Genomic DNA, 24,737 nt, shown 5'->3' with positions numbered 1-24,737 from the left:
GTGCGGTGAAGTGTTGAAAAAAGGCTCCACCGGACGAGAGCCGACGGAGCCTTGATGAGATTTCAAAAACAGGCTGGAAGCCTATTCTACGTTAGTTGAAAAAGGCATGTTTTGAATCGCCGCCGCTGATTAGGTAGGCGATCAAATCAAGGATCTCGTCCTTCGTCATCGGATTGAAGAGTCCGACAGGCATCGCGGAGATATCCGAAACGACGAGCTCTTCGATCTCGTTGCGATTCACATTGACCCGTTGATTCGGATCGGTCAAATCGGTGTTGATCGTCATCGAGTCGCCATTCAGGTTGACCACCACGCCAGTGTGCACGATGCCGTCTTCGGTCAACACTTTGATCGACGAGAACTGCTCGTTGATCACCTTGCTTGGATTGACCACTTGGTCCAACAAATCGTGGGACGAGTAACGGCGACCGGCCGAAGTCAGATCGGGCCCCGTCATTCCGCCTTGATCACCGAACCGGTGACAGGCGTAACAACCGCTGGCAGCAAACATTTTTCGGCCGTTCGCGAAGTTACGACTATGCAGTCCAGTGCGAGCTGCCTCGGAAAGCTCTTCGAGCGTCCACTCCTTGGGCGTACGTCCTTTGAAGACTTCGCCCAAGTTTTCGAGTGCCGACTTTTTGACCGGTTTCTTCGCCAACAACTCGGCCATCGATTCTGTTTCCGCTTCACTCAGCGAAGCAACGGCATCGTTACGAATGAACTCGATGAACTTGTCAAAGCTCGCTCCGCCTTTGTAGTTGGCCGCTTTCAAGAACCACTCAAAGTAGGCCTCGTGCAGTTCAGGAGTCCAACCGGCCGTCAGCAGCCGAATCGAACGTGCATACTGCATCTGTTCTTCTTGCGTGGGTGCCGCAGCAATCAGTGCCATCGCTTTTTCCGCAACCGTGGGCGATTGCAACGACGCCAGCGTTTCGCACAACAACCAATTCATCTCCGCCGTTTCGGCAGGGAACTGCGGGTCAAGGCGAGCGATCAACTTGTCCACCATTTCCTGGTCCGGTTGACCAAAGCGATTCAAGATAATCTGCGTCGCTCGCTGGAGTGTCAATTGTCCGGAAAGATCCAGACTGGAGGGTTCTATCGCGATTACCGCATTGAGCAACTTGCCTCGCATCGTGGTATCGACCTCTGGCGTCTTGTCCGTGCGGTGCAAGGGATCAACGCCGGCTACGCGAGCAAGTGCCAACAGCGCTTCGACTTGTTTCGCTGGATCCGATTCCGTCAACGCCTTGTCGGCCCACGATTGGATCGGTTGGTGCTCGATCGCGGTGCGTGCAGCGAAGCGAATGAAACGATCGTTGTCCGCAAGATAGGGCCACGCGGTGCCGATCGCTTTCGGATCTTGCTTGCCGTGGAACGCTTCGAGCATGTGACGAGTATCTCTCGCTTTACTTTGTACAACCTTCGGCTGAAAGAGTTCGGTCGATTCTTTGCCGACGTAGGTCACTCGGTACAGTCCTGACTGGACACGACGACCGCCGATCGTGAAGTACATCGCGCCGTCTTGCGGGTGGATGATCGCATCTGTGATCGGCAGCGGAGCTCCGGTGACAAATTCTTCCTTGGTTGCCGTGTACGATGAACCGCTTGGTTCGATATGAACTGCATACAGTTTGCCCCAGCTCCAATCCAACGCGAACAGTGCGTTTTGATATTTCGCTGGAAATTTTGCTCCGTAGCCAAACGTCGTTCCGGTGGGCGATCCAGGACCGATGTCGAGAATGCCAGGCAAATTGTCAGCATAGAATGGCATCCGTTTGCCGGCACCATTGCGCCATCCGAACTCGGCTCCGCTAGTCACATGACAAATTCGTGTGGGACGATACCAAGGCGTATTAAAGTCGTATTCCATGTCGGCATCGTAGGTGAACAGTTCCCCTTCGCGATTGACCGAGGCGTCAAAGATATTGCGGAAGCCCGACGCGTAGGCTTCAAATTTCTTGCCATCGGGAGTGACGCGATAGACAATGCCGCCTGGGGCCAACACGCCACGGTTGTGGCCGCGTCCGTCTGGCATGCTTGGCAGCAGATGATCTTCGCCCCAAATTTGAGCCACTTGTGAACTATCGGCCAGCTCTGGTGGCGTTGCGTTGTTACCGGTGATTAGATACAGCGCCTTGCCATCGGGAGTCGGCACAACGGCATGAACTCCGTGGTCACCTCGCGCGTCGACCTCACGTAGCATTTCGACTTTGTCGAGTTGGTCGTCGCCGTCGCTGTCGGTAACGCGGTACAATCCCGAAGGAATCTTACGTTCGTAGTCGTTGACACCGACGTACAGAGCGTCAAATGCCCAGACCATGCCGTTGACTGCGCGAATATTCGCGGGCACTTTTTCAATGTCGGAGGGCTTGATTTCCTGGCCGGCGGGGGGCGGAGTGATGCGGTACAGGCCGCCGAATTGATCGCTGACGAGCAACCGACCTTTGTTATCGGTGCACAGATTCACCCACGATCCTTGGACCTCGCCAGGGACCGAGTAGAGCAATTCGACCTTGAAACCTTCGGCCGCAGTAATGCGATCGATTGGCGTCGCTGTGTTGCCGACCGCGGTCGTCTTGGGTTCGCTAGACGGTGCGGGGGTGGCAGCTTTCGCTGCAGCATTTTTAGCGTTAGCTCGCTGCTTGATCGCTTCTCTCAGTTTCCCAGGCGTTCGCTGGGCCATGGCATTCGTAGAAACAAACGCAGTACAAAGCACTGCAACCACAGCGGCACGTAACGGTATCTTCGTCATAAGGCAATTTAGCGGCGATGGGGAACGAGACGTGGAACTAATCATAGGTTGGTTCTTGGAAAATTATTTTTGGAGTCGGAATTTTGAAGGGGAATTCGCAAGCCACGCGGTGGGGAGTGGGAAGGTTGCCATGCCGTCGGAAATTGCAGAAAAGACGGACTATTTCGGCTCTAAAACCGACTCATGGCAATTCGCGTCATCCGCGAAGGGGGGACTCAGCACCATTGGGGGTCCTAGAAGACTGTCCCAGCGACGCTTGAGTAGTGAGCATTCTAACCCGTTTCAGCAATCTGTGCAGCTTTGGAGCAACGATTTTGCCTGAGTTTGGTAACGGCACGCTGCGAGCCGTCCGATTGCGTCGAGCAAAACCTTCGAATGAAACCCAACGGCTCGCGCCGCTCCGCTACAAACAACACTCGTATATTGGCAAAGGCGATGGTACTGGGCTTGCGCCGCACTGATAACGAGAGCCCGGCAAATTTGAACGGACCGTTTGCATTGTCCGGTCGCGATCGGTCGGGTGACGCTAGAATGTCGACGTTGGCTCGACCGCAGCATTGGTCCGGCCCAACGAAGAGTTGAATTCACACGGGGTGGGACGAATGAGGGATGGAAGGGATGAATGAGGTAATGGATCAAGTCGCGTTTCCCGCACTGAGCGATGATGAAATTGCCTGCCTGGAAACGCTTGGCATCGTCCGCCAATTTGGCGATGGCGAAACCCTGGTGGCTAACGGCCAAAAGAATCAGTCGCTGTTCGCCATCAAGTCTGGCTGCGTCGCGATCATCGATACTTCAACCGGCACAGCGACCGATGTGGCGGTGCATACGGCCAACGAATTCACCGGCGATGTAGATGTGTTGACGGGGCGTCCTGCGGTGATCGCCGCTGTCGCACGCGGGGATTGCGAGGTGATCGAGATTACCGCGTGCCGGATGCGGCGCGTGTTGGGCGAAATCCCTACGTTGAGCGACAAGCTGCTGAAGGCGTTTCAAATGCGTCGCCAGCTATTAGAAGAGTCGGGCTTTCTCGGCATCCGACTTGTTGGATCCGCAGATTCAAAACAGACATTGCAGCTTCGTGAATTCTTTTACAAAAACAAAGTGCCTCACACCCTGTTCGATATCACTACGGACGAAGGCCGCGAACTGCTGACGCAACTCGATGCTACGTCCGAGGAGACGCCGATCCTTGTTTGCAGTCAACATGTCGAACGCAAACCAACGCTCGCAAAGGTTGCCGATTGCTTAGGGATCTCTCGCGAAATCCGTGACGAACTCTATGATGTGATCGTCGTCGGGGCGGGGCCGTCGGGTTTGGCTGCCGCAGTTTACGGCGCGTCGGAAGGCCTTCGCACACTCGTCGTCGATCGCATGGGGCCCGGCGGCCAAGCGGGACAGAGCTCACGGATCGAAAACTACATGGGCTTCCCCGCAGGCATATCCGGCTCGGATCTCGCCAACCAAGGTTACCTGCAAGCAATGAAGTTTGGGGCTGAATTTACGGCTCCCGTTTCGGTGGTATCGATGCACCGCAATGACGCAGGCGAGCATTGTCTGCTGTTCTGTACGGGCCAGACCGTGCGAACGAAAACCGTCCTGATTGCCACGGGGGCATCGTATCGCCGATTGCCGCTTGAAAATTGCGAACGGTTCGAAGGCATCGGCATTTACTATTCGGCCACCTCGGTCGAGAGTCGCGCTTGTCGAGACGCCAACGCGTTCGTCGTCGGTGGCGGCAACTCGGCCGGGCAAGCCGCGATGTTTCTGTCGCAGCAAGCAAAGCAGGTCAGCTTGCTGCTGCGAGGTGACAATTTACGAAAAGGGATGTCCAGCTATTTGGCAACGCGAATTGAGCAGGCAGCCAACATTGACGTCCGCGTAAACACAGAGATTGAGCGTCTGAGCGGCGAATCGAAACTCGAATCGATTCAGCTTCGCAACAATCAAACGAACCAAACCGTTAGTGAAAACTGCTCCGCTGCATTCATTTTCGTCGGGGCAAAACCGCATACCGAATGGTTGCATGAATCCGTCGGCTTGGATGCCCGCGGCTATGTGATCACTGGGCCCACGGTTCAAAACCACCCGCATTGGCAACTGGATCGCACCCCGTGCGAACTCGAGACCACCAGTCCAGGTGTGTTCGCCTCGGGTGATGTTCGTAGTGGAACAACCAAGCGATGCGCATTTGCCGTCGGTGACGGCGCATTGGCGATCACCTGTGTGCATCAATACCTCAGCTGAACTCACTCGCTCACCGCAGAATTTCGTGCAGTGGAACAATCCAGTATGGTTCACTGCTACATCATTCGATGATCGAAATTTCAGTCGGTTCAACAGTCATCCCAGCAATCGGTGAATACCGCCGTTGCACTACACTATGTTTGGGGCAACCCCCTGTTCGCCAAATCGGAATGTGTAATATGAAGGCATCCATTTTGAAACGCGTTTCTTTCCGGTTGCTCATTCGCGTGGGGCTCGTGCTGCTGTGTACCATAACCGCCACTCGGGGGCATGCGGACGAGCCATTTCCCCACAGTGACGCTGTTGACGCACTCCACCGTAGCGTTGAGTTCTTCCGCGCGCACGCGTCATCGCATGGCGGTTACGTCTTTCAGCTCAGCGAGGATCTTGCGTTTCGTGAAGGTGAAGTGAAAGTGGGAAAAACGACGGCATGGATCGAACCGCCTGCGACGCCAAGTGTCGGCGATGCTTACCTAAGTGCCTACGAATTGACAGCGGACCCCATGTTGCTCGACGCTGCAAAAGAGACCGCGACAGCGCTGCTTCGCGGACAACTTGTCTCCGGTGGCTGGGGTGAACAAATCGAGTTCGCCACCGACGATCGCAAACGCTATGCATACCGAGTCGACTCAGCAGAGGTAAAGAAGCGACGCAACACGACGACGTTCGATGACGACAAGACCCAGTCGGTGATTCGCTTTTTGATGCGATTGGACATTGCCACCGAGCAAAGCGATGCTGCGATTCACGAAGCCATCTTGTACGCCTTGGACGGGGTACTCCGCAGCCAGTATCCCAACGGTGCTTGGCCTCAACGTTACGATTCGTTCCCGACCGAAACATCCGATCCAAACCTGAAAGCTTCTTATCCTAAGGCTTGGTCGAAGACGTATCCCAAACAAAAGTACGACAGTTACTACACGCTCAATGACGGCACAATTGCGGATCTGATCGCCACGATGCTAGAGGCGTTTGATCACTATCAGGACAAGCGGTACTTCGACGCGGCAATGCGGGGAGGCCACTTTCTGTTGCTCGCACAAATGCCGTCACCGCAACCCGGTTGGGCTCAACAGTACAACGAGCAAATGCAGCCCGCATTAGCACGCAAATTTGAGCCGCCCGCGATCAGCGGAGGTGAGTCTCAGCAGGTCATGCGGACACTGTTGTTACTTTATCGACGCTCAGCAGACAAACGCTTTCTGGATGCGGTTAAGTTAGCGTTGCCGTATTACGAAACGTGCTTGCGAGACGACGGACGCTTGGCAAGGTTTTATGAACTAAAAACCAATCGCCCGTTGTATATGACTAAAGAGTACGAGTTGTCTTACTCGGATTCCGACGTTCCAACCCATTATGGTTTTGTGGTGAGTTCGTCGCTGGGGCGGATTCGCAGCGAACTGGATAAAGTTGAATCGTTGCCGGAGGATCGCCTGTGGGTGCAATCTGAACCCAAGCCAGCGAAGCCATCCAAATCGCTAACGGAACAAGCGACACGGGTTGCCGCAACTTTGGATTCACGCGGCGCATGGGTCGAAGCTGGCGTACTAAAAAATCACCCCGAGGCCAACGTTTCGCGGATTATTTCTAGCAAAACCTTTATTACCAATCTGAAGACACTCGCGACCTATATCGCGGCCTCACGTAAGTAGTTCTGTTGACGCGTCAACGTTGCGTGGCGAGGCAGAGTGATGAAGTCGCGTTGCGACATCAATCGATTTCCGCCCACTGCGTTTGGATGGCGGATTGGGTTTCGATACGATACCCCTTGACCGTCCATCTTGGTGGCACAGGCATTGTCAATGTGTTACACGCAACGCGAGTGTCACCGTGCTGATGCGCTCCAGCAGCGAGTTCTGATTTTCGGTCGCCGTTCATGTCGAACAGCACTGCCACGATTTCGCCAGCACCGCTGTCTTCACATCGGATTTGTCCGGTCATGAACGCCGTGTGTTGTTTGGCGTTGGTGTACTCGACCTCGAGTACCAGTTCGCCGAGAGCGTGAGTGGCCATCGTTTTCATCCCTTGATTCGTGAAATGCTTGAGAGAAGAACCGTGAGCCAGTTGGAAGCGATTGCGTGCTCACGACTACCTTCAATTTAGCAGATTTACAGCGACGGTCCAAAATGCTGGTGAATTCTGTCCCGATTATTAGAGTTAAAAGCGTCGCTCCGCTCACATGGCGGGGGTGCAGTCAAAATCGTAAAATCCGAAACTGTCAGATGCTTCCGCTTTTTTTAACCAGGGTTCATGGAATGAAATCGAAGATTCGCCTCGCCCGGTAACCTATCAGCTCAAGTTGCTTCAGCAAGTCGGGGTTTCCGAACTCGAACGGTTGCATAAAAAAATCATGCTTCGCCGCGTTCGGCGGAATCAAGTGAAAGTTCAATAAATCACACCAGTCACAAAGACTTTCGTTCCATAACGTAAGCTCGTGCTCGCCGAAACTCTTGACGAGTTTCGCTACAAAATGTTTGACAGGGCTGTCTTTATACAGATGTCTATTTTGACTCACCGAGTACCGACAAGTCCCAAATGCGGATGTTGCCATCTCGACCACTGCTGGCGATACGATGATTTACTGAGTCGAGCGAGACGTTATGCACCGACGATTCGTGCCCGCCCAGTTTCGCGACCTCGTGACCATCAGAGATATCCCAAATTCGCGTGATCCCGTCTTGCCCCGACGTGATCAGGTGCGACCCGTAGTTGCAGAACGTCAGCCCCCAGATATCACTCTGACTGCCTTGCAGCGTGGAAACTTCCTGGCCTGTGTCGACATTCCAGAGATGAATGACTTTGCCCCAACCGACGCTTGCCAACAGCGGTCCCTCGGGAATGAAGGCCACGTTATAGATCGGACCTTCGTGCCCGCTGAACGATTGCCGCTCCTCAAGAGAATCCGCGTCCCAAACACGAACGATTTTATCGGTACCGACCGTGGCAATCAGCTTGCCGTCACTTGAGTAATCGACACCAAAAATTGCTCCCGACTGGGTTTTCGACCCCACTTGTTCGCCCGAGTCGATGTCGTACAAATGGATGATCCCTTCGCGATCCCCCGCAACGATTCTCGCCCCATCGGGCGAAAAGGCGATCCCACGCACTGCGTTCGGGGCCTTCCATTCGCGAATCATTTGATAGGTATTGGCATCCCACAGTTTGACGAATCCATCATCGCCACTGGTGGCTACGATCGGCCGCGTCGGATGGTACTGGATCATCCAAACCAAACCGCGATGAGCACTGAAGCTTCTAACCACTTTCTGAGTTTCGATATCCCAAATTCGAACCGAACCATCTTCGATTGCGGCAGCCACTTGTTCTTTGCCCGGTACAAAGTCAACCGACCAAACGGTCCCCGGATTTCCGCTCAGCAAGATCGATGGAAAGCGGGCATCGTCGGTTGACGCAATGTTGTTCGTCGCCGTGGGAGCAGGACTAAAAATCCATCCGCCGAGCACGGCCCCCAGCGTGATCAATCCAATCGCGGCGATCGCGATAGCAACATAGGACACTCGGCGAGCGATCGCACGATGTTTCCCTGAAAGCCGTTTGGCATCGTTGGCTTTGATCGCGGGAAATTGCAATGGCGATATCGGGCCGAACTGAGTAACGATGCCCGCCAAGACCGTGGCGACGCTGTTGATCGATTCGGGGCGATCGTCGGGCTTCTTTTCTAAAAGAGCCATGATCACGTCCGACAATTTTCGCGGGATCGCTGGATTGACGCGATGCGGCGGCTCTGGATTCTCATCCATCACCTTTTTCATCACGCCTACGATCGAGGGTGCCTGAAACGGCGACTTGCCGGCCGCCATTTCGTACAACACGACTCCGAACGAAAACAAATCCGACTTCTCATCGGCTTCCGAACCCATCGCTTGTTCGGGTGACATGTAGAGCGGCGTGCCTGTGACCATCCCGGTCTTTGTCAGCTTGACATCATCGGCAGCCCGAGCGAGCCCAAAGTCGGTCAACTTGATCCGATCCGTTTCCTTTTCGATCAGTACATTGGCAGGCTTGATGTCGCGATGGATCATCCCCCGGCCATGTGCCGCAGACAACCCGGCCGCGATCTGCATCCCCATCCGCGCCACCTCGGCCGCAGGAAGCGGCGAATGGTTGGCGAGTCGATTTTCGAGTGTCTCGCCGTCAATCAATTGCATCACGAGGTAAGCAATCTTGCCGTCGCTCTCTCGTGCGACTTGGTACATCGAGACGACATGTTCGTGCGAAATCGCGGCTGCTGCCCGACCTTCACGACAAAAGCGTTGTCGGGCCGTGTCGTTCTTTGCGAATTCTGGGTTTAGGACTTTGATCGCAACCGACCGCTGCAGGTGCGTGTCAAAGGCCTCGAGAACGATTCCCATGCCACCACGTCCGATCACGCGAGCGATTTGAAAGTGGTCCAGTCGTCCCAGATAGGCGGGGTCCTCCGACGGCTCTAAGAAATTCAGCGGGGGCGTTGCTACACCCGGTGTCGGCCCTGGCGTGTCAGCCGAAGTGGACGCACCCGGATTGAACTGCGTGGACGTGTCGGGAGGAAGCGTCGCCTTGTCCACATCGGCAACCGATTGGATTGCAGGCCAATACGCCGAGTCATTCGGAGGATTCATCGTCATCCGGTTGGCAACCAACGATTCGATTTCCAGCGTCCCGGTGGCTGCCATTTGCAAGGCTTCTTGGCATGCGGAACAGCTACCGATGTGCTCGGTCAATTGCTGCAACTCCGACGGCGGCAGCGATCCGCGTATCAGCGATTGAATCTGGTCTCGGGTCAGGCAAGTTGTTGCGACTGGCATTCTACTGGTCCTCTTCCTGCAATCGTTCGATAACCGTCTTCAATCTGGCGATCACACGGCTTTTGGCTACGTAGACGGCCCCGGTGGTCATCCCCAATTGTTTGGCCGCTTCCCCCGCACTCATTCCATCGACGGCCGTCAACTGAAATGCGTTCCACGTCTGCGGCTCGACCTCGGGCTGGACTTCTCTCATCGCTTGGCCTGCCAATTGGCGTTGGTGTTCACGTTCCCAGGCATCCTGCAGCTCATTGGTAGCCTCAGGTGTTTGCGAGAGCATCTCGTACTGAGCGGAATCGTTTGCCGTGGGACCAAGACGTTTTCGTTTTTCAAAATAGGTGTAGAGTCGATTCCGCGTGATCGTGAACAGCCATGCTCGAAATCCGCCTTTTTCTTTGGAGTAATCTAAACGCGAGATCGCGGATCCGACACGCCGAACGACATCTTGCACGATGTCCGCCGCGTCGGCGTCTTGCAAACCACGACTGCGGGCAAAACGATAAAGCATCGGTCCATAGTCTCTGAGAAACTCGGACCATGCTTCGTTATCTTCTCCGTCGCGCAGTCGCAACAGCAGCGTTGCTCGGGTGATCGGTGAATCGGTCAAATTTGTATCCTGAGCGGCCTTGGTCGAATTTCCAGTCTTCACGACGAGATAATTATAGCTGTTGTCACGACCATGGCGACCGCGCCGGATCACACAGGGGAATACTGGGGGGCAACTCGATTCTTACACGTCGTCGTTCATAAAAAGGGGAAAGATCTTTCCGAATCGGTGTAAGAGCGACAAAAAGCGGCAGTATTTCACTCTACACAACATAAAAATGCTTCCTTGGAGTCGATTCATGTCTTTCCATATTCCCCTTTTCACGCCGCGAATCGCGGGCATTGCGTCCGTCGCGGTCGTTTTGTCCGCGACACTCGCAGTGGCGCAAGTTCCGGTTCGTGTCGAGTCGGTTCAGCGGCAAAATGTCCAGCAACGACAGGCAGTTACCGGGTCGCTGCGTCCCGTTGCCCGTGGAAACGTGGCGGCGATCGAAGCGGGCCAATTGCTCGAACTCGGACCGCGCGAAGGCGAAACCGTCCGCAGAGGAGACATCGTCGCTCGTGTGGATGCTCGTCGATTAGAAGCACAACACGCCGAAGCGGTGGCCGAAAAAGCAGTCGCCACTGCGGATCTGGCCAGTGCGAAAGCACGGCTGACACAAGCTCAGGCCGACCTTGCTCGTGGCCAAAAACTGATCCATCAAAACGCGATCGGGCAACAGGAACTCGACTCGTTCCAAGCCGCTTACGAAGTTGCTCAAGCGACGATCGCATCGACGAAAAGCCGGATCGACCGGATCGCACAATCAATTCGCCTGATCCAGGTTCGTTTGGAAGACACCGTGATCCGAGCTCCGTACGACGCCTCGGTGGTCCAACGACACATTGAACCTGGTGATTGGGTGCAAGCAGGCGATGCGTTATTGACGATTGTGTCGACCGGACCAATCGAAGCATGGCTGGAAGTACCCGAGCGATACGTCGCTGCGGTGGACCAATTTGGTGCATCAGTTAGCGTGCGAGCGCGAGCAACCAATCAAGAGAGTAACGTGCTGTCAACGCGCCGCGTCGCGGACGTGAACCCTCGCGTACGAACACTCAGCTTCGTCGTCACTCTGGATAATCCCGATGGCTTGCTCGCAGCGGGGATGTCCGTCGACGGATGGATCGCCACCACGGGTGAAATCGAGACCGAAACGATTAATAAAGACGCGGTGAACCGCGGCGGAAGTCAACCGTTCGTGTACCGAGTTGCCAAGGGATCCAAGGAAAGCAAGGCAGAGCGAGTTCCCATTGAAATTCTGTTTGAGTTACCCGACCGTGTTGCGATTCGATCTGCACAATTGAAAGTGGGTGACCGCGTGATTGTCGAAGGCAACGAGCGATTACTACCAGGCCAGAACGTGGCAATCATCAATACGATTGCCGGGGATGATGAACTGGCAAGGGCGGAACGCTAGGTTGGAAGGCAGGAATCATTGAGCGGAATCCCATTAGCCGTTTGGTGGTCAGTCGTGGCGGCCTAAATTCAAGAATGACAAATGATGTCAGGTTCTAGCATTTTGTTCCGCAGAATCTCTCTGTTACCTCGCCCGAGCGAAGCGTGGGAGAGGTCGAGCGGGCCCCATAGGCCTCGTCCGGGTGAGGGCCAACCGCACAATCTTGGTGCATCGTTGGATTGAGCTTGCTCGGACGCCCTCACCCGAGCAATCGCTGAAGGCTCTGCTCGACCTCTCCCAAACTGCGTTCGGGAGAGGTGACAGTAGGCCTGCCGAGACACTCTGCGAGTTTGGCGACCAAGATTCTTTTCATTCTCGCCGATCGCGTGTAAGACGTCTCGCTCCGGTGGGTATCTACGTTTGTAGAAGACGCTCACTGCGAAGCGAGTCTGTGGGACGGGCCATCGTGCTCATCCCAATAACAAAACCCTCCGGCCACGCGAACGGAATCGCGTGGCTTTTTTCGAAACATCGCCCGCTTGGAACTCGATCATGAATTTCGTCAAAGCATCGGTATCGCAACCGATCACCGTTACCGTCGGCGTGATCCTTTCACTGATCGCTGGGATGGTTGCACTTCGTAACGTTCCGATTCGGATGGCACCCGAGATTGACTCGGTGGTAATCTCAGTCGCAACGGCCTGGGAAAACGCCTCAGCCGAAGAGATCGAAAGCGATGTAATGGAACAACAGGAAAAATACCTCGGCGACATTAGCAATCTGGTCTCGATGACCAGTATCGCACGCAGCGGCCGTGGATTGATTCGATTGCAATTTCGCACTGGAACGCAAATCAATCAAGCGATGTCCGAAGTCGATCAGAAATTGAGCGAAGTCCCGCAATATCCGCTCGGTGTCGACGAGCCTGAGATCGAAGCGATCGATCCCGAGAGTGTTGATTACATCGCCTGGGTCGGCTTCAGTAGCAACGATCCGAATTTTGATGCAACGACACTGTACGATTTCATGGATCGTCGAATGCGGCCAGTCTTTGAGCGGATTCCAGGGATCTCGCAAGTGGGCATGGTAGGAGCCCGCGAATCGGAAATCCAAGTAATCGTCGATCCATACGCCTTGGCAGCCCGCGGTTTGACGTACTCGGACTTTGTCGCCGCATTGGAAGTCAACAATGCCAACTTCTCGGCCGGAAAAATCACCGACGGAAAAAACGATCTTCGCGTTCGTACGATCGGTCGGTTTGCTGATGCATCAGCGGTCTCGGATTTGGTGGTTCGCCGTGATGAAGAAGGCCCGATCTATGTCCGCGATGTGGCTCAAGTGCGAGCCGGATACAAAGAACTCGACAGTTGGGTGCGAGCCCGTGGAACGCTGATGCCGTTCTTCAACTTTCAATTGGAATCAGGCGGCAACTTGTTGGACACGATGAGCGAGATCCAAGCAGAGATTGCTCGCATGAATTCGGAAGATGGGCTGCTCAGCCAACAAGCACATATCTTACAAACTGCAGGTGAATTGGCACCAGGAACGAAATTGGAATTGGTGCAAACGTGGGATTCATCAAATTACGTCAAAGACGCATTGGCACTGGTCCAGCAAAATATTTTGTCCGGAGCGGTTTTGGCAGTGGTCGCGTTATTGCTGTTTCTACGCAGCGTTCGCTCGGTCGGCATCATTGCGATCGCGATCCCACTTTCTACGATCGGAACGGTCGTCATCTTATTGGCACTCGGACGGAGTGTGAACATCATTTCGCTGGCGGGGATGGCGTTCGCAGTCGGGATGGTGGTCGATAACGCGATCGTCGTGATCGAAAATATCTTTCGTTATTTGCAAAAAGGCCACTCGCCAAAACAGGCGGCACTGGAGGGAACTCAAGAGGTCGCCGGTGCAGTGTTGGCATCGACCTTGACCACGTTGGTGGTGTTTTTGCCTGTGTTGTTGATCGAAGAACAAGCGGGGCAATTATTCCGCGACATCGCGCTCGCGATCATGGCAGCAGTCGGACTCAGTTTGATCGTTTCACTGACGGTGATCCCGGCAGCGGCAGGCGTATTGCTGAAACCGTTTGCGACCAAAACTAACGAGACAAAGTCGGCTCCGGTCGATTCAAGTCCATTGCGACCACAGTCGCGCCGAGCCCGATTTGCATCGGCAATCTCACGAGCATTCGTGCGGCTGACTGATTTGCCGTCAATGATTGGCTCGATCGTTCGCTGGTTGGTCTTAGGTTGGGTTCGCCGCATCGTGACTGCGAGTGTGTTTGCCACCGCGACCGTGATCGGGATCGTGATGTTGTTGCCGCCGCTGGACTATTTGCCCAAGGGTAACCGCAACCTCGTTTTTAGCGTTTTGGTTCCACCACCAGGCTACAGCATCGACCAGTTGTTTGAGCTGGGCAGTCGTATCGAGCCAATCATCCGGCCGTCGTGGGAAGCCGCGGGAGATCGATTTGCGATGGAGAAAGTGAGCCGTGGTGGCGAAAACCCAATGATCGATAATCGAGTGGAGTTGCCGATCAGTCCCGGCTCGACTGAAAAAGTGATCAGTCCGCTACTAGACCATTACTTCCTTGTCGCTCGCGAAGGCCGGATCTTTCAGGGGGCGATTCCCGTGGACGCCGCAACCACTCCCGACGCGATTCCGCTAGTGGAAAGTGCATTGATCGCGGGTGCCGCCCCCGATACCCGTTACTTCACGTTCCAGTTTCCATTGTTCCGCACCGGCGGCACCACCGGGGCAGCGATCAAGATCGATGTCGTTGGCGATTCGTTGGAAGAGGTGGTCGATTCAGCGGGTGCGTTGATGAGCCAACTGGTTGCGGACTACGGAAACAAGAGCACCAATCCGACGCCATCGAATTTTTTGCTGCCGACTCCTGAGATTCGTGTCGAACCAGATGACGAACGATTGCAGGACGCCGGTCTAACGCGACAAGACGTGGGGCTAGCGACACAGGCGTCGGGCGATGGCATTTTGATTCCTCGTCGTTTTCAGCGTGGCGGTGAACTAAAGGATTTGAAGATCATTACCGAAGCGGCACTGGGCAATTCGCCAGTCGAAGGACTTCGCAACGCTCCCGTGGCCACCCGCCGCGATGGCGTTGTGGATTTGCAAAACATTGCCAAAGTCGAGCGGGTCCGCGTGCAAGACCAAATTCGTCACGTTGATCGCCAACGAGCGGTCACACTCGAGTTGACTCCGCCGGAAAACATCCCTTTGGCAACCGTGATCGAGCAATTGAATCAGAAAGTCGCCGAACTTCGCCAATCCAAAGCGATTCCGGCGACAATCGATGTTCGTTTTGCTGGCTCGGCCGGTTCGCTGGCTGAGATCAAGACCGCGTTGATCGGTGACGGTTCGTTTGTGGGAACGATTTCCAGTTCGATCTTCCTGGCGTTCGCGATCGTCTACTTATTGATGGTGGTATTGTTTCAAAGCTGGACGTACCCGCTGGTGATCATGATCAGCGTCCCTCTGGCAACGCTCGGCGGATTCATCGGATTGGCGTTGGTTCATCAGTGGACGCTTAGCGACCGCTATCTGCCGGTTCAAAACATGGACGTACTGACGATCCTTGGGTTCGTGATCTTGGCCGGTGTGGTGGTTAACAATGCGATCCTGATCGTTTACCAAGCGTTGAACTTTTTGAAGACGGGCAAAGACGAAGATGGTAACGAAGTCAGCACCGATCCCAATGAAGCGATCGTCGAGTCGGTCGTCAGCCGTGTACGTCCGATCTTGATGAGCACGTTGACCAGTGTGGGCGGGATGTTGCCGCTGGTCTTTTTGACGGGGCCCGGCAGCGAGCTGTATCGTGGGCTTGGTGCCGTGATTACTGGCGGTTTAGTAGTGTCGACAGTCTTTACTATGTTTTTGGTGCCCGTCGTTTTGAGTATGGCATTCGCGATCCAGGGGGCTGGCGTCGCCAAGACAGCAGGCGTGGATGCGACTGAGCCCGACGCAGATTCTCCCTCGCTCCCGGACGTGTTGGGTGCCCAGCTCACTTGACCAAGTCGTAGAATCTTTCGGGAATTGTATTCTAAGTCGAGTAAGTGTTTCCAGCGTAGCAAGTAGTCCCTATTGACCGTTCACTGTGCTGCAGTGAAGGCATTCCTAATAAACAAACAAAGCGGAGATGAAACAAAATGTCATTTGATGTCAAAAACAAGACGGCGTTCGTAACTGGTGCTAATCGCGGAATCGGACGTGCAATTGTCGAAGAAGCTTTGCAGCGTGGTGCGAAGAAAGTCTACGCAGCCGTGCGAAAGTTGGACTCGGCCGACTCGCTGGTCAGCGAATTTGGTGACCGCGTTGTACCCGTTCATTTCGATTTGGAAGATCCAAGCACGATCGAAGCCGCGGCGAAAACCGCCAGTGACGTGGACTTGGTCGTCAACAACGCGGGCGTTCTGAGAACGGCAGGCCCGATCAGTGACGATACTCTCGAGGCAATCCAATATGAAATGAATGTGAATGTTTACGGACTGATTCGCACGGCGAAAGCGTTTGCACCGGTCCTCGCAGCCAATGGCGGCGGTGCGTTGGTCCAGCTGAACAGCGTCGTATCGGTGAAGACGTTTGCCAATGTCGCGACGTATTCGGCGTCTAAGGCAGCAAGTTACTCGATCACCCAGGCGCTGCGCGACACATTGGCGGAGCAGGGAACACAGGTCGTCAGTGTGCATCCGGGCCCGATTGCAACCGACATGGCGGATGACGCAGGATTTACCGAAGGCGCCGCACCACCGTCCTCCGTCGCCAACGCAATCTTCGACGCATTGTCCGAGGATCGTTTCCACGCTTGGCCCGATCCGATGGCTCAACAGGTCGGCGGTGCCTATCAAAGTTTTGCCGAGTCGGTCGTCGAAGCCGACATGCAAGAAAGCGCGAGCTAAGTCAGTCCCCAAATATTTTTAGCGGTGCGGCGCGAGCGGGCTGTTGATTTAATCGAAATGCAAGTCGCATAAGTGAGCCGTGGGCCGTAAGGCACCGGGTAATGTGTGGGACCCGGCCGCTCACGCGCGAGCGGCTCACTAAATCAACAAGCCGCAAACCGCCCGGTCTAGTTTGAACGTTTCACTTGCCGCAACCGGACGGCTCGCGCCGTGCCGCTACCAAAGTAGATGGCATTGGGCTAGTGCTGCGTCGCTAAAACGTTGGTATTGACATCGTATATTGGGAGTGAGTTTTTTTCCGTCCTGTAGTGCAGTTACCTCTCCACCGACGAAGTCGGTAGAGAGGTAGCAGAAAACCAGCGCAACTAGAAATCACGACAGCACCAAAGTCTTAGCAGTCCGCGGCTAGCGCCTTCGGCTCACAGAATGATCGACGATTCACCGGTAAATACCGAACGACCTGCTTAGCTCGAATCTCACTTTAGAAATCGGTGGTCGCTTCCTCGAGGTTCAACTCTTTGATCCAAGTGTTGCGGTAGCGAACATCGTGGCCTTCGCATTGCAGCTTCAGCCCCTGTGGCGTGTCCGTAATACCACGACCATTATCGTTGCCACCGTCAACGCCGGAGTTCGGTCCGCCCCACACTTTGTTGATCACTTGGTTGGTGTGCACTTTCACACCATTGAAGTACATCGTGACCATCGGCTTGTCGACCATTTTGCCGTCCTCGAATCGAGCAGTACGAAACGTGATATCGTACGCATTCCACTTGCCGACGCCGTTGTAAGCATGATAAGGCGATTCGGTCTCGTTGATCACCGCCGCCATGCCGTGTTTGGTTTTGTCGCCGTCAAGCACCTGAATTTCGAAACGGTTTTGTAGATAGACGCCGCTGTTTCCGCCCGGTTTCATGATCAGAAACTCGATGTGCAGGCGGAAATCACCATACGGTTTCTTGGTGACGATGTCGGCGGCACCGTACTTGCCACCATCGGCGGCTCGGTCGTCCGTCATCAAGCTCGTACCGCCATCGACCGGATCGTCGACAATCTTCCATTTGATTGGCATCGCCGAACCAAACCGCGGTCCTTCCCAATACTGCCATTTTTGGTCCAGCATTTCGCGTGTCCCGTCAATGATCATCTCGGCACCGTCGATCGGCTTGGCTCCGACACCGATCTGTTTTCCTGCGTCCTCTGCATAGGCTGTGACTGTAAAAACGGACAACAAAATCAAGGACAAGCAATAAAGGCGATTCATGGAAAGGCTGCTTAATCAGGAGGGAATGGGGGAGGTTCCGAATACAAAAGTCTCGGAGGCAAGCACACCGATTGTACTTCAGACACACGGAGCGATTCGCGTATTCGCTTCCGATTTTCACGCATCCAACCAGATGAATACAGCCTGAACAACTTGCCACACATGGACACGCTAACACTTGTCTATGAAGCGACTTACGCTTTCAAGACGCCCGCCATTTTTCCATAATTCCCCTTGCTGATCACTTAGGGTGCCCCCACAATGCACAGTCCGCACACAGCCACGTGAGGCATGCGGCAACGAAGGCGTGGTTCTCTATTTGGGAATTTGTTGTGATGCAATGGCAGGTTCAATCGGTCAATCAAATTGGTGCGGAACGATTTTCACAGTGGTGGGAATTGTTGGAGGATACACCTGAATTTGAAAGCCCCTATTTCACTCCGACCTATGTCCAAACAGTCTCTCGGGTGCTGCCGAATATCGAGGTTGCACTTCTTGTCGATGGCCAACGTTTGAATGCGGTCTTCGCGTTCGAACGACTCCATGGCAACGTAGCAGGCGCGGTCGGTCGAACTTTGGCGGACTATCAAGGGATCATCTACCGTGCGGGTACAGCGATCGATCCTATTGAGATGCTCCGCGCTGCGAAGTTGGTTCGCTGGGAATTCGATCATCTTTTCCCGGTTACTCAACCACTTGCATCGCATTGTTGGGCTGTTTGGTCATCGCCACAGATGGATTTGTCCAAAGGCAGCAAGGCTTATGTCGACGAGGTCTATGATCGCAGCGCCAATTTGAAAAAGACGGTACGTACGGGACAGAACCGTATGAAGAAGGCGTTAGGGGCACTGACCGTGGGTAAGCAGCAATGCGATACCGACCTGCTGGAACCTTTGCTGCAATGGAAGTCCGATCAATACGAAGCCCAGCAACGTAAACATCCGTTCCGCGAACCCTGGGTTCGCGAGTTGTTGAGGCTTTGGATGCAAGAAACCGACGATCGCTTTCGTGGCAAAATCGTATATCTCAAGGCTGCGGACAAACCAGTCGCCCTGCATTACTGCTTGCATTCGAAAACGGTTTCCCACTTTCTGATCAATACTTACGACTTTGATTGTGCACGTTACTCCCCCGGCCTCGTCAGCATGCTGATGGCGGCGGAGGCGGGAGCCTATGGAGATGTGCAGCAAGTTGACTTTGGAAAAGGACTCGAAAGTTATAAAGGTCGATTAGCGACGGCCGAGTCAATGGTCGGTGAAGGATGCGTTGACCTGAATCACACGCGGTTTGTGCTGAACAAGACGCTTCAGCGATCGCGTTATCGCTTTCTGCGTTCGCAGTGGGCTGATCCCGTTCGCACGCTTGCTCGCCGAGCCGCTGCGAAAGTCCCGGCGGTCCGCACCCTGCTGCATATGCGTTAGAAGTGGATCTTCGCGGCATTTCCCAATGAGCAACACGGTTGCGATGCGAGCTGCTAAGCTAATGGGAGTCAGCAATTCAGTGACTATGGCCGCGTCACACGGCCCTTGCCACCTATCCCGCCGCATCTCCCGCCCCACCATTGCAACATCATGCTTACAACCAAAGCTTGGTCGCGATTTTTGTTCGCGACTCTGTTATTGAGTGTCTCATCAACTCCGCTGTTTGGTCAACAGAACGCCGCTAATGCAACCGTGATCGACGGAATTCGGTTCACGTTGTCGGACGGTCTGCAGATTGAAAAAGTCGCAGGCGGATCTCTGATCAAATGGCCGATCGTCGCCGACTGGGACAATCAAGGCCGATTGGTGGTGGCCGAGTCTGCTGGCGTCAGCAAACCGATCATCGAGCACAATGAAAAGAAGCTGCACAAGATCATACGTTTGGTTGACGTCGATCATGACGGTAAGTTCGACAAACGCATCGTTGCCGCGGATAATCTCAGCTTCCCCGAAGGGGTGCTGTGTGTGGGCAACGATATTCTGGTCGCGGCACCACCCGTGATTTGGAAGTTGACAGACGCGGACGAGGATGGTGTCTGTGAAAATCGCGAAGTCTGGTTCGATGGGCAAACAATCACGGGCTGCGCCAACGATCTGCATGGTCCGTATCTCGGTCCCAATGGCTGGATCTACTGGTGCAAGGGCGCGTTTGCAAAACAAACGCACTCGCTGCTGGACGGACGCAAGATCGAATCATCGGCAGCCCATATTTATCGCCGCAAACTCGAGGGCGGTGCCGTCGAACAAGTCATGACGGGCGGGATGGACAATCCTGTGGAAGCAGCGTTTACACCCGAGGGGGAAGCCTTTTTCACCAGCACATTTTTGCAACATCCTGGCGATGGACTCCGCGACGGCATCGCCCACGCAGTTTACGGAGGCGTCTATGGTAAGGAACAAGCCGTGCTCGATGGTCATCCACGCACCGGATCGCTGATGCCGATCATGACTCAACTCGGTCCCGCCGCTCCAAGTGGGCTCGCCTGTTTGCATTCGAATCATTTAGTGCCGTCCACGGAAAATCCAAATTCCCGAGTGCTTGTTGCCGCACTGTTTAATTTGCAAAAGGTGACGGCGCATCAATTGATTCCCCAAGGCGGCAGTTATCAAAGCGTCGATCACGATTTGGTCGTGGCCGATCGCGTTGATTTCCATCCCACCGATGTCTTGGAGGACGCCGACGGCAGTTTGCTGGTCATCGACACCGGTGGCTGGTACGACCTGTGTTGCCCCACGTCACGGATCGATCAAGCAACCGCTGCGGGAGGCATCTACCGGATCTCAAAAGTCAAATTGAACTCGGACGAAGCCGCAGTCCGTTCAGCGGAAACAACAAAGACCAAATCGGGCGATCATCGTGTGGATTTCTTGTTTGACCCGCGGCCTTGGGTTCGACGGCAAGCGGGTTTACAGATCGCAGACGCTGGTAACTCCGTCATCTCGTCACTTGAATCGGTGCTTAATAGCACGGACCGCTCGCTTGAGGATCGTATCGCGGCACTGTGGGCGATCAGCAGGCTGGAAACGGCGGAATCAAACGCCACGATCCGTAAACAACTCACTCAAGCCGACTCGTCGATCTTGCAAGCCGCCTGTCATGCGGTATCGATTGACCGCGATGCCGAATCGGTAAACGGACTTGTGGGTTTGCTCGATCACCACGATTTGCATGTCCGGCGTGCGAGTGCCGAAGCGATTGGCCGCATCGGCTCGCCCAAGACCGTCGAATCGCTACTTCGCGCGATTGATCGTGCGGAACAAGATCGACATCTCGAACATTCGTTGCTTTATGCCTTGATCGAAATTGCTCGCACCAGCGACGTCGAGCTTTTAGGCATTGCACAATCAGAAACGCAACGACGCGCCGCCTTGTTAGTGCTTGATCGCGTCGACCGCTGCGATGACATTCCGATTTCGGTCTGGTTCACCGCACTCAGCGCCGGCGATCCCAGCTTGCGTCAAACCGCTGCAGAAATCATGGCCAAGCATCCCGAGTGGGCATCACAGGCAAGCGAGCGGCTTGACCGATGGTTCTCTAACATTGGAACTCAAGACACCGTTGCGCCCGAAACGCTCGCGTTACTGATCACGGGATGGAAACAGCAAGACGCTGTTCAACAACAAATCGCGAAGTGGATCGGCAGCGCAAGCACGTCCAACGTAGCGAAACAATCATTTTTGGCCAACCACGTTCACGACTTCACCTCGGGCGTGATGCCACATGCATGGGTGGAGGGATTGGCGGCGTTTCTTGCTGATGCTGAACCGCCGCTACAACGTACACTTGCGGAAAACCTACGACAGACAAAAATTGATAAGCATGACGCTGATGTACTTGCGAAAGTCTTGCGAACGATTGCAATCAAATCACCGTCGCCTCAGCATCGATTTGATCTGCTTGCATCCCTGCCGGCCGGCAGCGTTTTGGACAATGCAGCCGTGGAACAAGAGGTCGTGAGTGCGTTTTTGAGTGACGATGAAACGCTTGCGCCACTTGCAACCAAAGTGCTGCAGCGGGCAAGGCTTTCCGACGCTAATCGACTGGTTGATTCATTATCCGAAATACCATCACAGAGGTTGACTACTACGATTGAAGCCGTGCATCGTTCGGCCAACAAGACGCTCGAGTCGACGATGTTACAGCAACTTGCGTCACTTCGCGTTTCACGCACTTTGCCGCAAGGGTTTCTAACGAATTTGTATCGTCAATCATCCGACGATCTAAAGACGTTGGCGATACAGACCGAGGCCGAGTTGCAGCGACCGGATGCAAATGTCCAAGCTTCGGTCGAGTCACGACTGTCGCAATTGGAGCCCGGCGATCCCGTGCGAGGGCTGCAGGTGTTTCGCAGCAGCAAAGCGGCCTGCAGCGGTTGTCATCGCATCGGCTATGTCGGCGCGAATATCGGTCCAGAGCTGACGCGTATCGGATCGAGTCGCACGGCCGAAGCGTTGATGGAAGCGATGCTATTCCCAAGTGCACGGCAAGAGCAGAGTTACCAAGGTTTGCGCATCTTGACCGTGGATGGCCAAGTCTTCAATGGCCTAGTTCGGGCACGTACAAGCGAGGGGTTTGAACTTCAACTCACCGCCGACCGGACCGTCAGACTCGACCATCGTGACGTCGAACTGAGCGAACCGAGCGAAATCTCGATCATGCCGGCGGGGTTGGCCGACCAGCTAACGAACCAGGAATTGTCGGATCTAATGGCGTTGCTGCGTTCTGCAAAATAGCATCCCTGGATCATAAGCAGGTCAATCTGAGTCATTCCACATGATGACCTGAGCCGACGACGTTAGCCTGGTCCGCTAAATCGTTGGTATCGACGGTACATTCTGATAACGCAGGTTTTCTTCTTGAACCGCGAAGCGGTGGCATGACGTCGCTTCGCGACTAAGGAATCAAACCCGCGCAATCCAAACATGCTGTCGATACCAAAGTTTTAGCGGTCCCGCATTGGGCTAACGCCGTCGGCTCACGGAACGACCGACGTTTCACCGGTAAATACCAAACGACCTGCTTAGAATCCACGAGTGCAGTCAAGGGCGTCGAACCCTGAGTTTTACGCTGCGTTCGGGCAAACCTCTTACAATCCGAACGATGTTAACCTGGGCAACATGGGGCACAGGTCCGGCTGTGTCGATTATTCTCGAAAGTCGGGTCCTATTAGTTCCGATACCTCTACCTGCGAGGGGAGTGCTTACCCGCTTGGCGGCAAATCGCTGTATTTCCCCCCTTTCCGGAGTTATTCCGGTTGGATATCGAAATTTTAGGAACAAGCAAAATGAAGCGACATTGGATTGGCACTCAAGCCCGACGTGCGTTGACAGCATTATTCGCTGCACTCCCTTTGACAGCCGCGGTTGCACTCGATGGAGTCAGTCCCGACTTGGCTTACGAGCTTGAGGCTGCTGGCGATGGTCAGTGGTCCGATTATGCGGTAGCACCAGCGTCTCACGAAGCACCTCATTACCAAGGTCCTGAGTACAGCGAGCAAGGGTTTGCTGAGCCCGTGTACGTGGGATCGGATTATTCGCCCCACATGCCGCATCGTGAATCCAACTATTGCGATTCCTGTGACGCCCCATCGGGACATTGCAGTTGCAGCCGAGACGGTGGAAGTGGAATTTTTGCAAAGCTTCATGACCGCAAACGACAACGCGATCGTCACATCGCACCATGGTGGGCACATCGAACCAGCCTGTTTGGCGAGTTCCTTTGGCTTCGTCCTGGCAGCACCGATCTCATTTACGCAACCGAGCAAACCGATCCCGATCCCGATCCCGATGTGGCATCACCAACGGGACCTCTCGGCATCGTAGGTTTGGATGCCGAAGCGGGGTTCCGCGTCGGAGGCAGCATTGGGTTGTCTCAATGCAGCAGCATCCAACTTTCCTATGCACGCTGGGACGGCAGTTCGCAAAGTTCAATCGAAGCACAACAGAACAATGTGCTCGCATCGAACGTCACTCACCCGAGTGTTGCAACGTCGGGTAACAGCAGCTTGGAAGCAATGGCTTCCCAGGACATGAACTTTCAAACGCTCGATTTGAACTATCGTCATCTTTGGAAGCAAACCGACTCGATTGCAGTCAATTGGTTGGCAGGGGTTCGCTACGGCAACATCGAACAACAATTTAGTGCCGATCAAACCGTCGCAGTAGCGACAGGTTTAACGAACGTCGCCACCGACATTGATTTCGATGGCTTTGGTATCAGTGGCGGATTGGACTTCGAGACTTACAGCTGCACCACCGGCTTAATGCTTTATGGCAAAACCATGGCCAGCTTGATGGCCGGCGAATGGAACGCAACGTATGACCAACGCAACCAATTTGGTGGCGGCGTGATCTCGAATCGTTACGAAGACTTTCATGCCACACCAACGCTGGATGCCGAACTTGGCGTTCGCTGGATGGGTAAGAAACGTCATCTCGTACTATCGAGCGGTTTCCTGATGAGTGCATGGTACGAAGCCGTGACCACACGCAGCTACATCAACTCGGTCCGCGACGGCCAACTGACTGATGCTGGCGAAACGATGACCTTCAGCGGTCTGACAGCACGAGCTGAATGGCGATTCTAAGTTAAAGTCAAACCGAAACGATCAAACTTGAAACGCGTGCCGAATGAAAATTCGGTACGCGTTTTTTTTTCGTATTGCGATACAATTCCCAGTGAAGTCCTGGTCATTTGCAGGCTCATCTACTTGTTTTCAGGCGATCATGCGTACGACTACGACGAACGCCCCTCTTGCTTCAATAGCCCAATCGCCCGCCTTTTCAATCC

13 protein-coding genes are annotated in these 24,737 nt (G+C 54.5%); 8 read left to right on the top strand and 5 right to left on the bottom strand.

The genetic code is table 11. The annotated features are described in order from the left end of the window. Positions 1-91: 91 nt before the first annotated feature. Positions 92-2,755, bottom strand: a complete 2,664-nt coding sequence (locus SH528x_RS16205; protein ID WP_442511560.1) for a c-type cytochrome — start codon at positions 2,753-2,755, stop codon at positions 92-94. A 618-nt stretch (positions 2,756-3,373) separates the two neighbouring features. Here SH528x_RS16205 and SH528x_RS16200 point away from each other — a divergent pair. Next, positions 3,374-5,002 carry an FAD-dependent oxidoreductase gene (locus SH528x_RS16200; RefSeq protein ID WP_442511559.1) on the top strand — a complete coding sequence of 543 codons (1,629 nt, stop codon included), beginning with the start codon at positions 3,374-3,376 and terminating at the stop codon, positions 5,000-5,002. A 179-nt stretch (positions 5,003-5,181) separates the two neighbouring features. Further along, positions 5,182-6,654, top strand: coding sequence for a pectate lyase (locus SH528x_RS16195; RefSeq protein ID WP_442511558.1), 1,473 nt, complete (start codon positions 5,182-5,184; stop codon positions 6,652-6,654). Between the two features lie 58 nt (positions 6,655-6,712). Here the strand turns inward: SH528x_RS16195 and SH528x_RS16190 are convergent, their stop codons facing one another. From SH528x_RS16190 to SH528x_RS16180, 3 genes are all read right to left on the bottom strand, one after another. Continuing rightward, a complete protein-coding gene (locus SH528x_RS16190; protein ID WP_442511557.1) occupies positions 6,713-7,015 on the bottom strand; it encodes a hypothetical protein in 303 nt (100 codons plus the stop codon). 488 nt (positions 7,016-7,503) lie between these two features. Continuing rightward, a complete protein-coding gene (locus SH528x_RS16185; protein ID WP_442511556.1) occupies positions 7,504-9,807 on the bottom strand; it encodes a WD40 repeat domain-containing serine/threonine protein kinase in 2,304 nt (767 codons plus the stop codon). A gap of 1 nt (position 9,808) precedes the next feature. Then, positions 9,809-10,453 carry an RNA polymerase sigma factor gene (locus SH528x_RS16180; RefSeq protein ID WP_442511555.1) on the bottom strand — a complete coding sequence of 215 codons (645 nt, stop codon included), beginning with the start codon at positions 10,451-10,453 and terminating at the stop codon, positions 9,809-9,811. A gap of 196 nt (positions 10,454-10,649) precedes the next feature. Here SH528x_RS16180 and SH528x_RS16175 point away from each other — a divergent pair, with 196 nt between their 5' ends. The 3 genes from SH528x_RS16175 (at position 10,650) to SH528x_RS16165 (ending at position 16,705) form a co-directional block, all read left to right on the top strand. Beyond that, entirely contained in the window at positions 10,650-11,810 is a 1,161-nt protein-coding gene (locus SH528x_RS16175) for an efflux RND transporter periplasmic adaptor subunit (protein WP_442511554.1), read from the top strand. Positions 11,811-12,341: 531 nt separating this feature from the next. Continuing rightward, complete coding sequence (locus SH528x_RS16170) at positions 12,342-15,818, top strand: efflux RND transporter permease subunit (protein ID WP_442511553.1); 3,477 nt, start codon at positions 12,342-12,344, stop codon at positions 15,816-15,818. Between the two features lie 137 nt (positions 15,819-15,955). Next, positions 15,956-16,705 carry an SDR family oxidoreductase gene (locus SH528x_RS16165; RefSeq protein ID WP_442511552.1) on the top strand — a complete coding sequence of 250 codons (750 nt, stop codon included), beginning with the start codon at positions 15,956-15,958 and terminating at the stop codon, positions 16,703-16,705. Positions 16,706-17,186: 481 nt separating this feature from the next. Here SH528x_RS16165 and SH528x_RS16160 read toward each other — a convergent pair whose 3' ends face one another. Then, complete coding sequence (locus tag SH528x_RS16160; protein ID WP_442511551.1) at positions 17,187-17,966, bottom strand: 3-keto-disaccharide hydrolase; 780 nt, start codon at positions 17,964-17,966, stop codon at positions 17,187-17,189. A gap of 335 nt (positions 17,967-18,301) precedes the next feature. On the opposite strand from SH528x_RS16160, the gene SH528x_RS16155 reads away from it, so the two are divergent. The 3 genes from SH528x_RS16155 to SH528x_RS16145 all read left to right on the top strand — a co-directional run bounded on the left by SH528x_RS16155 (position 18,302) and on the right by SH528x_RS16145 (position 24,534). Next, positions 18,302-19,387, top strand: coding sequence for a GNAT family N-acetyltransferase (locus tag SH528x_RS16155; RefSeq protein ID WP_442511550.1), 1,086 nt, complete (start codon positions 18,302-18,304; stop codon positions 19,385-19,387). Between the two features lie 150 nt (positions 19,388-19,537). Further along, the gene (locus SH528x_RS16150) at positions 19,538-22,681 is read left to right on the top strand and encodes a DUF7133 domain-containing protein (protein WP_442511549.1); all 3,144 of its coding nucleotides are present in this window, start codon (positions 19,538-19,540) and stop codon (positions 22,679-22,681) included. A gap of 551 nt (positions 22,682-23,232) precedes the next feature. Further along, positions 23,233-24,534 (top strand): Lpg1974 family pore-forming outer membrane protein, encoded by a 1,302-nt coding sequence (locus SH528x_RS16145; protein ID WP_442511548.1) that lies wholly within the window; start codon positions 23,233-23,235, stop codon positions 24,532-24,534. Positions 24,535-24,737 lie beyond the last annotated feature (203 nt).

The organism is Novipirellula methanifontis, from assembly GCF_052161655.1.
GTDB lineage: Bacteria > Planctomycetota > Planctomycetia > Pirellulales > Pirellulaceae > Novipirellula.
The sequence above is the reverse complement of the archived record's forward strand: the minus strand, read 5'-3'. Positions and strand labels throughout refer to the sequence as shown.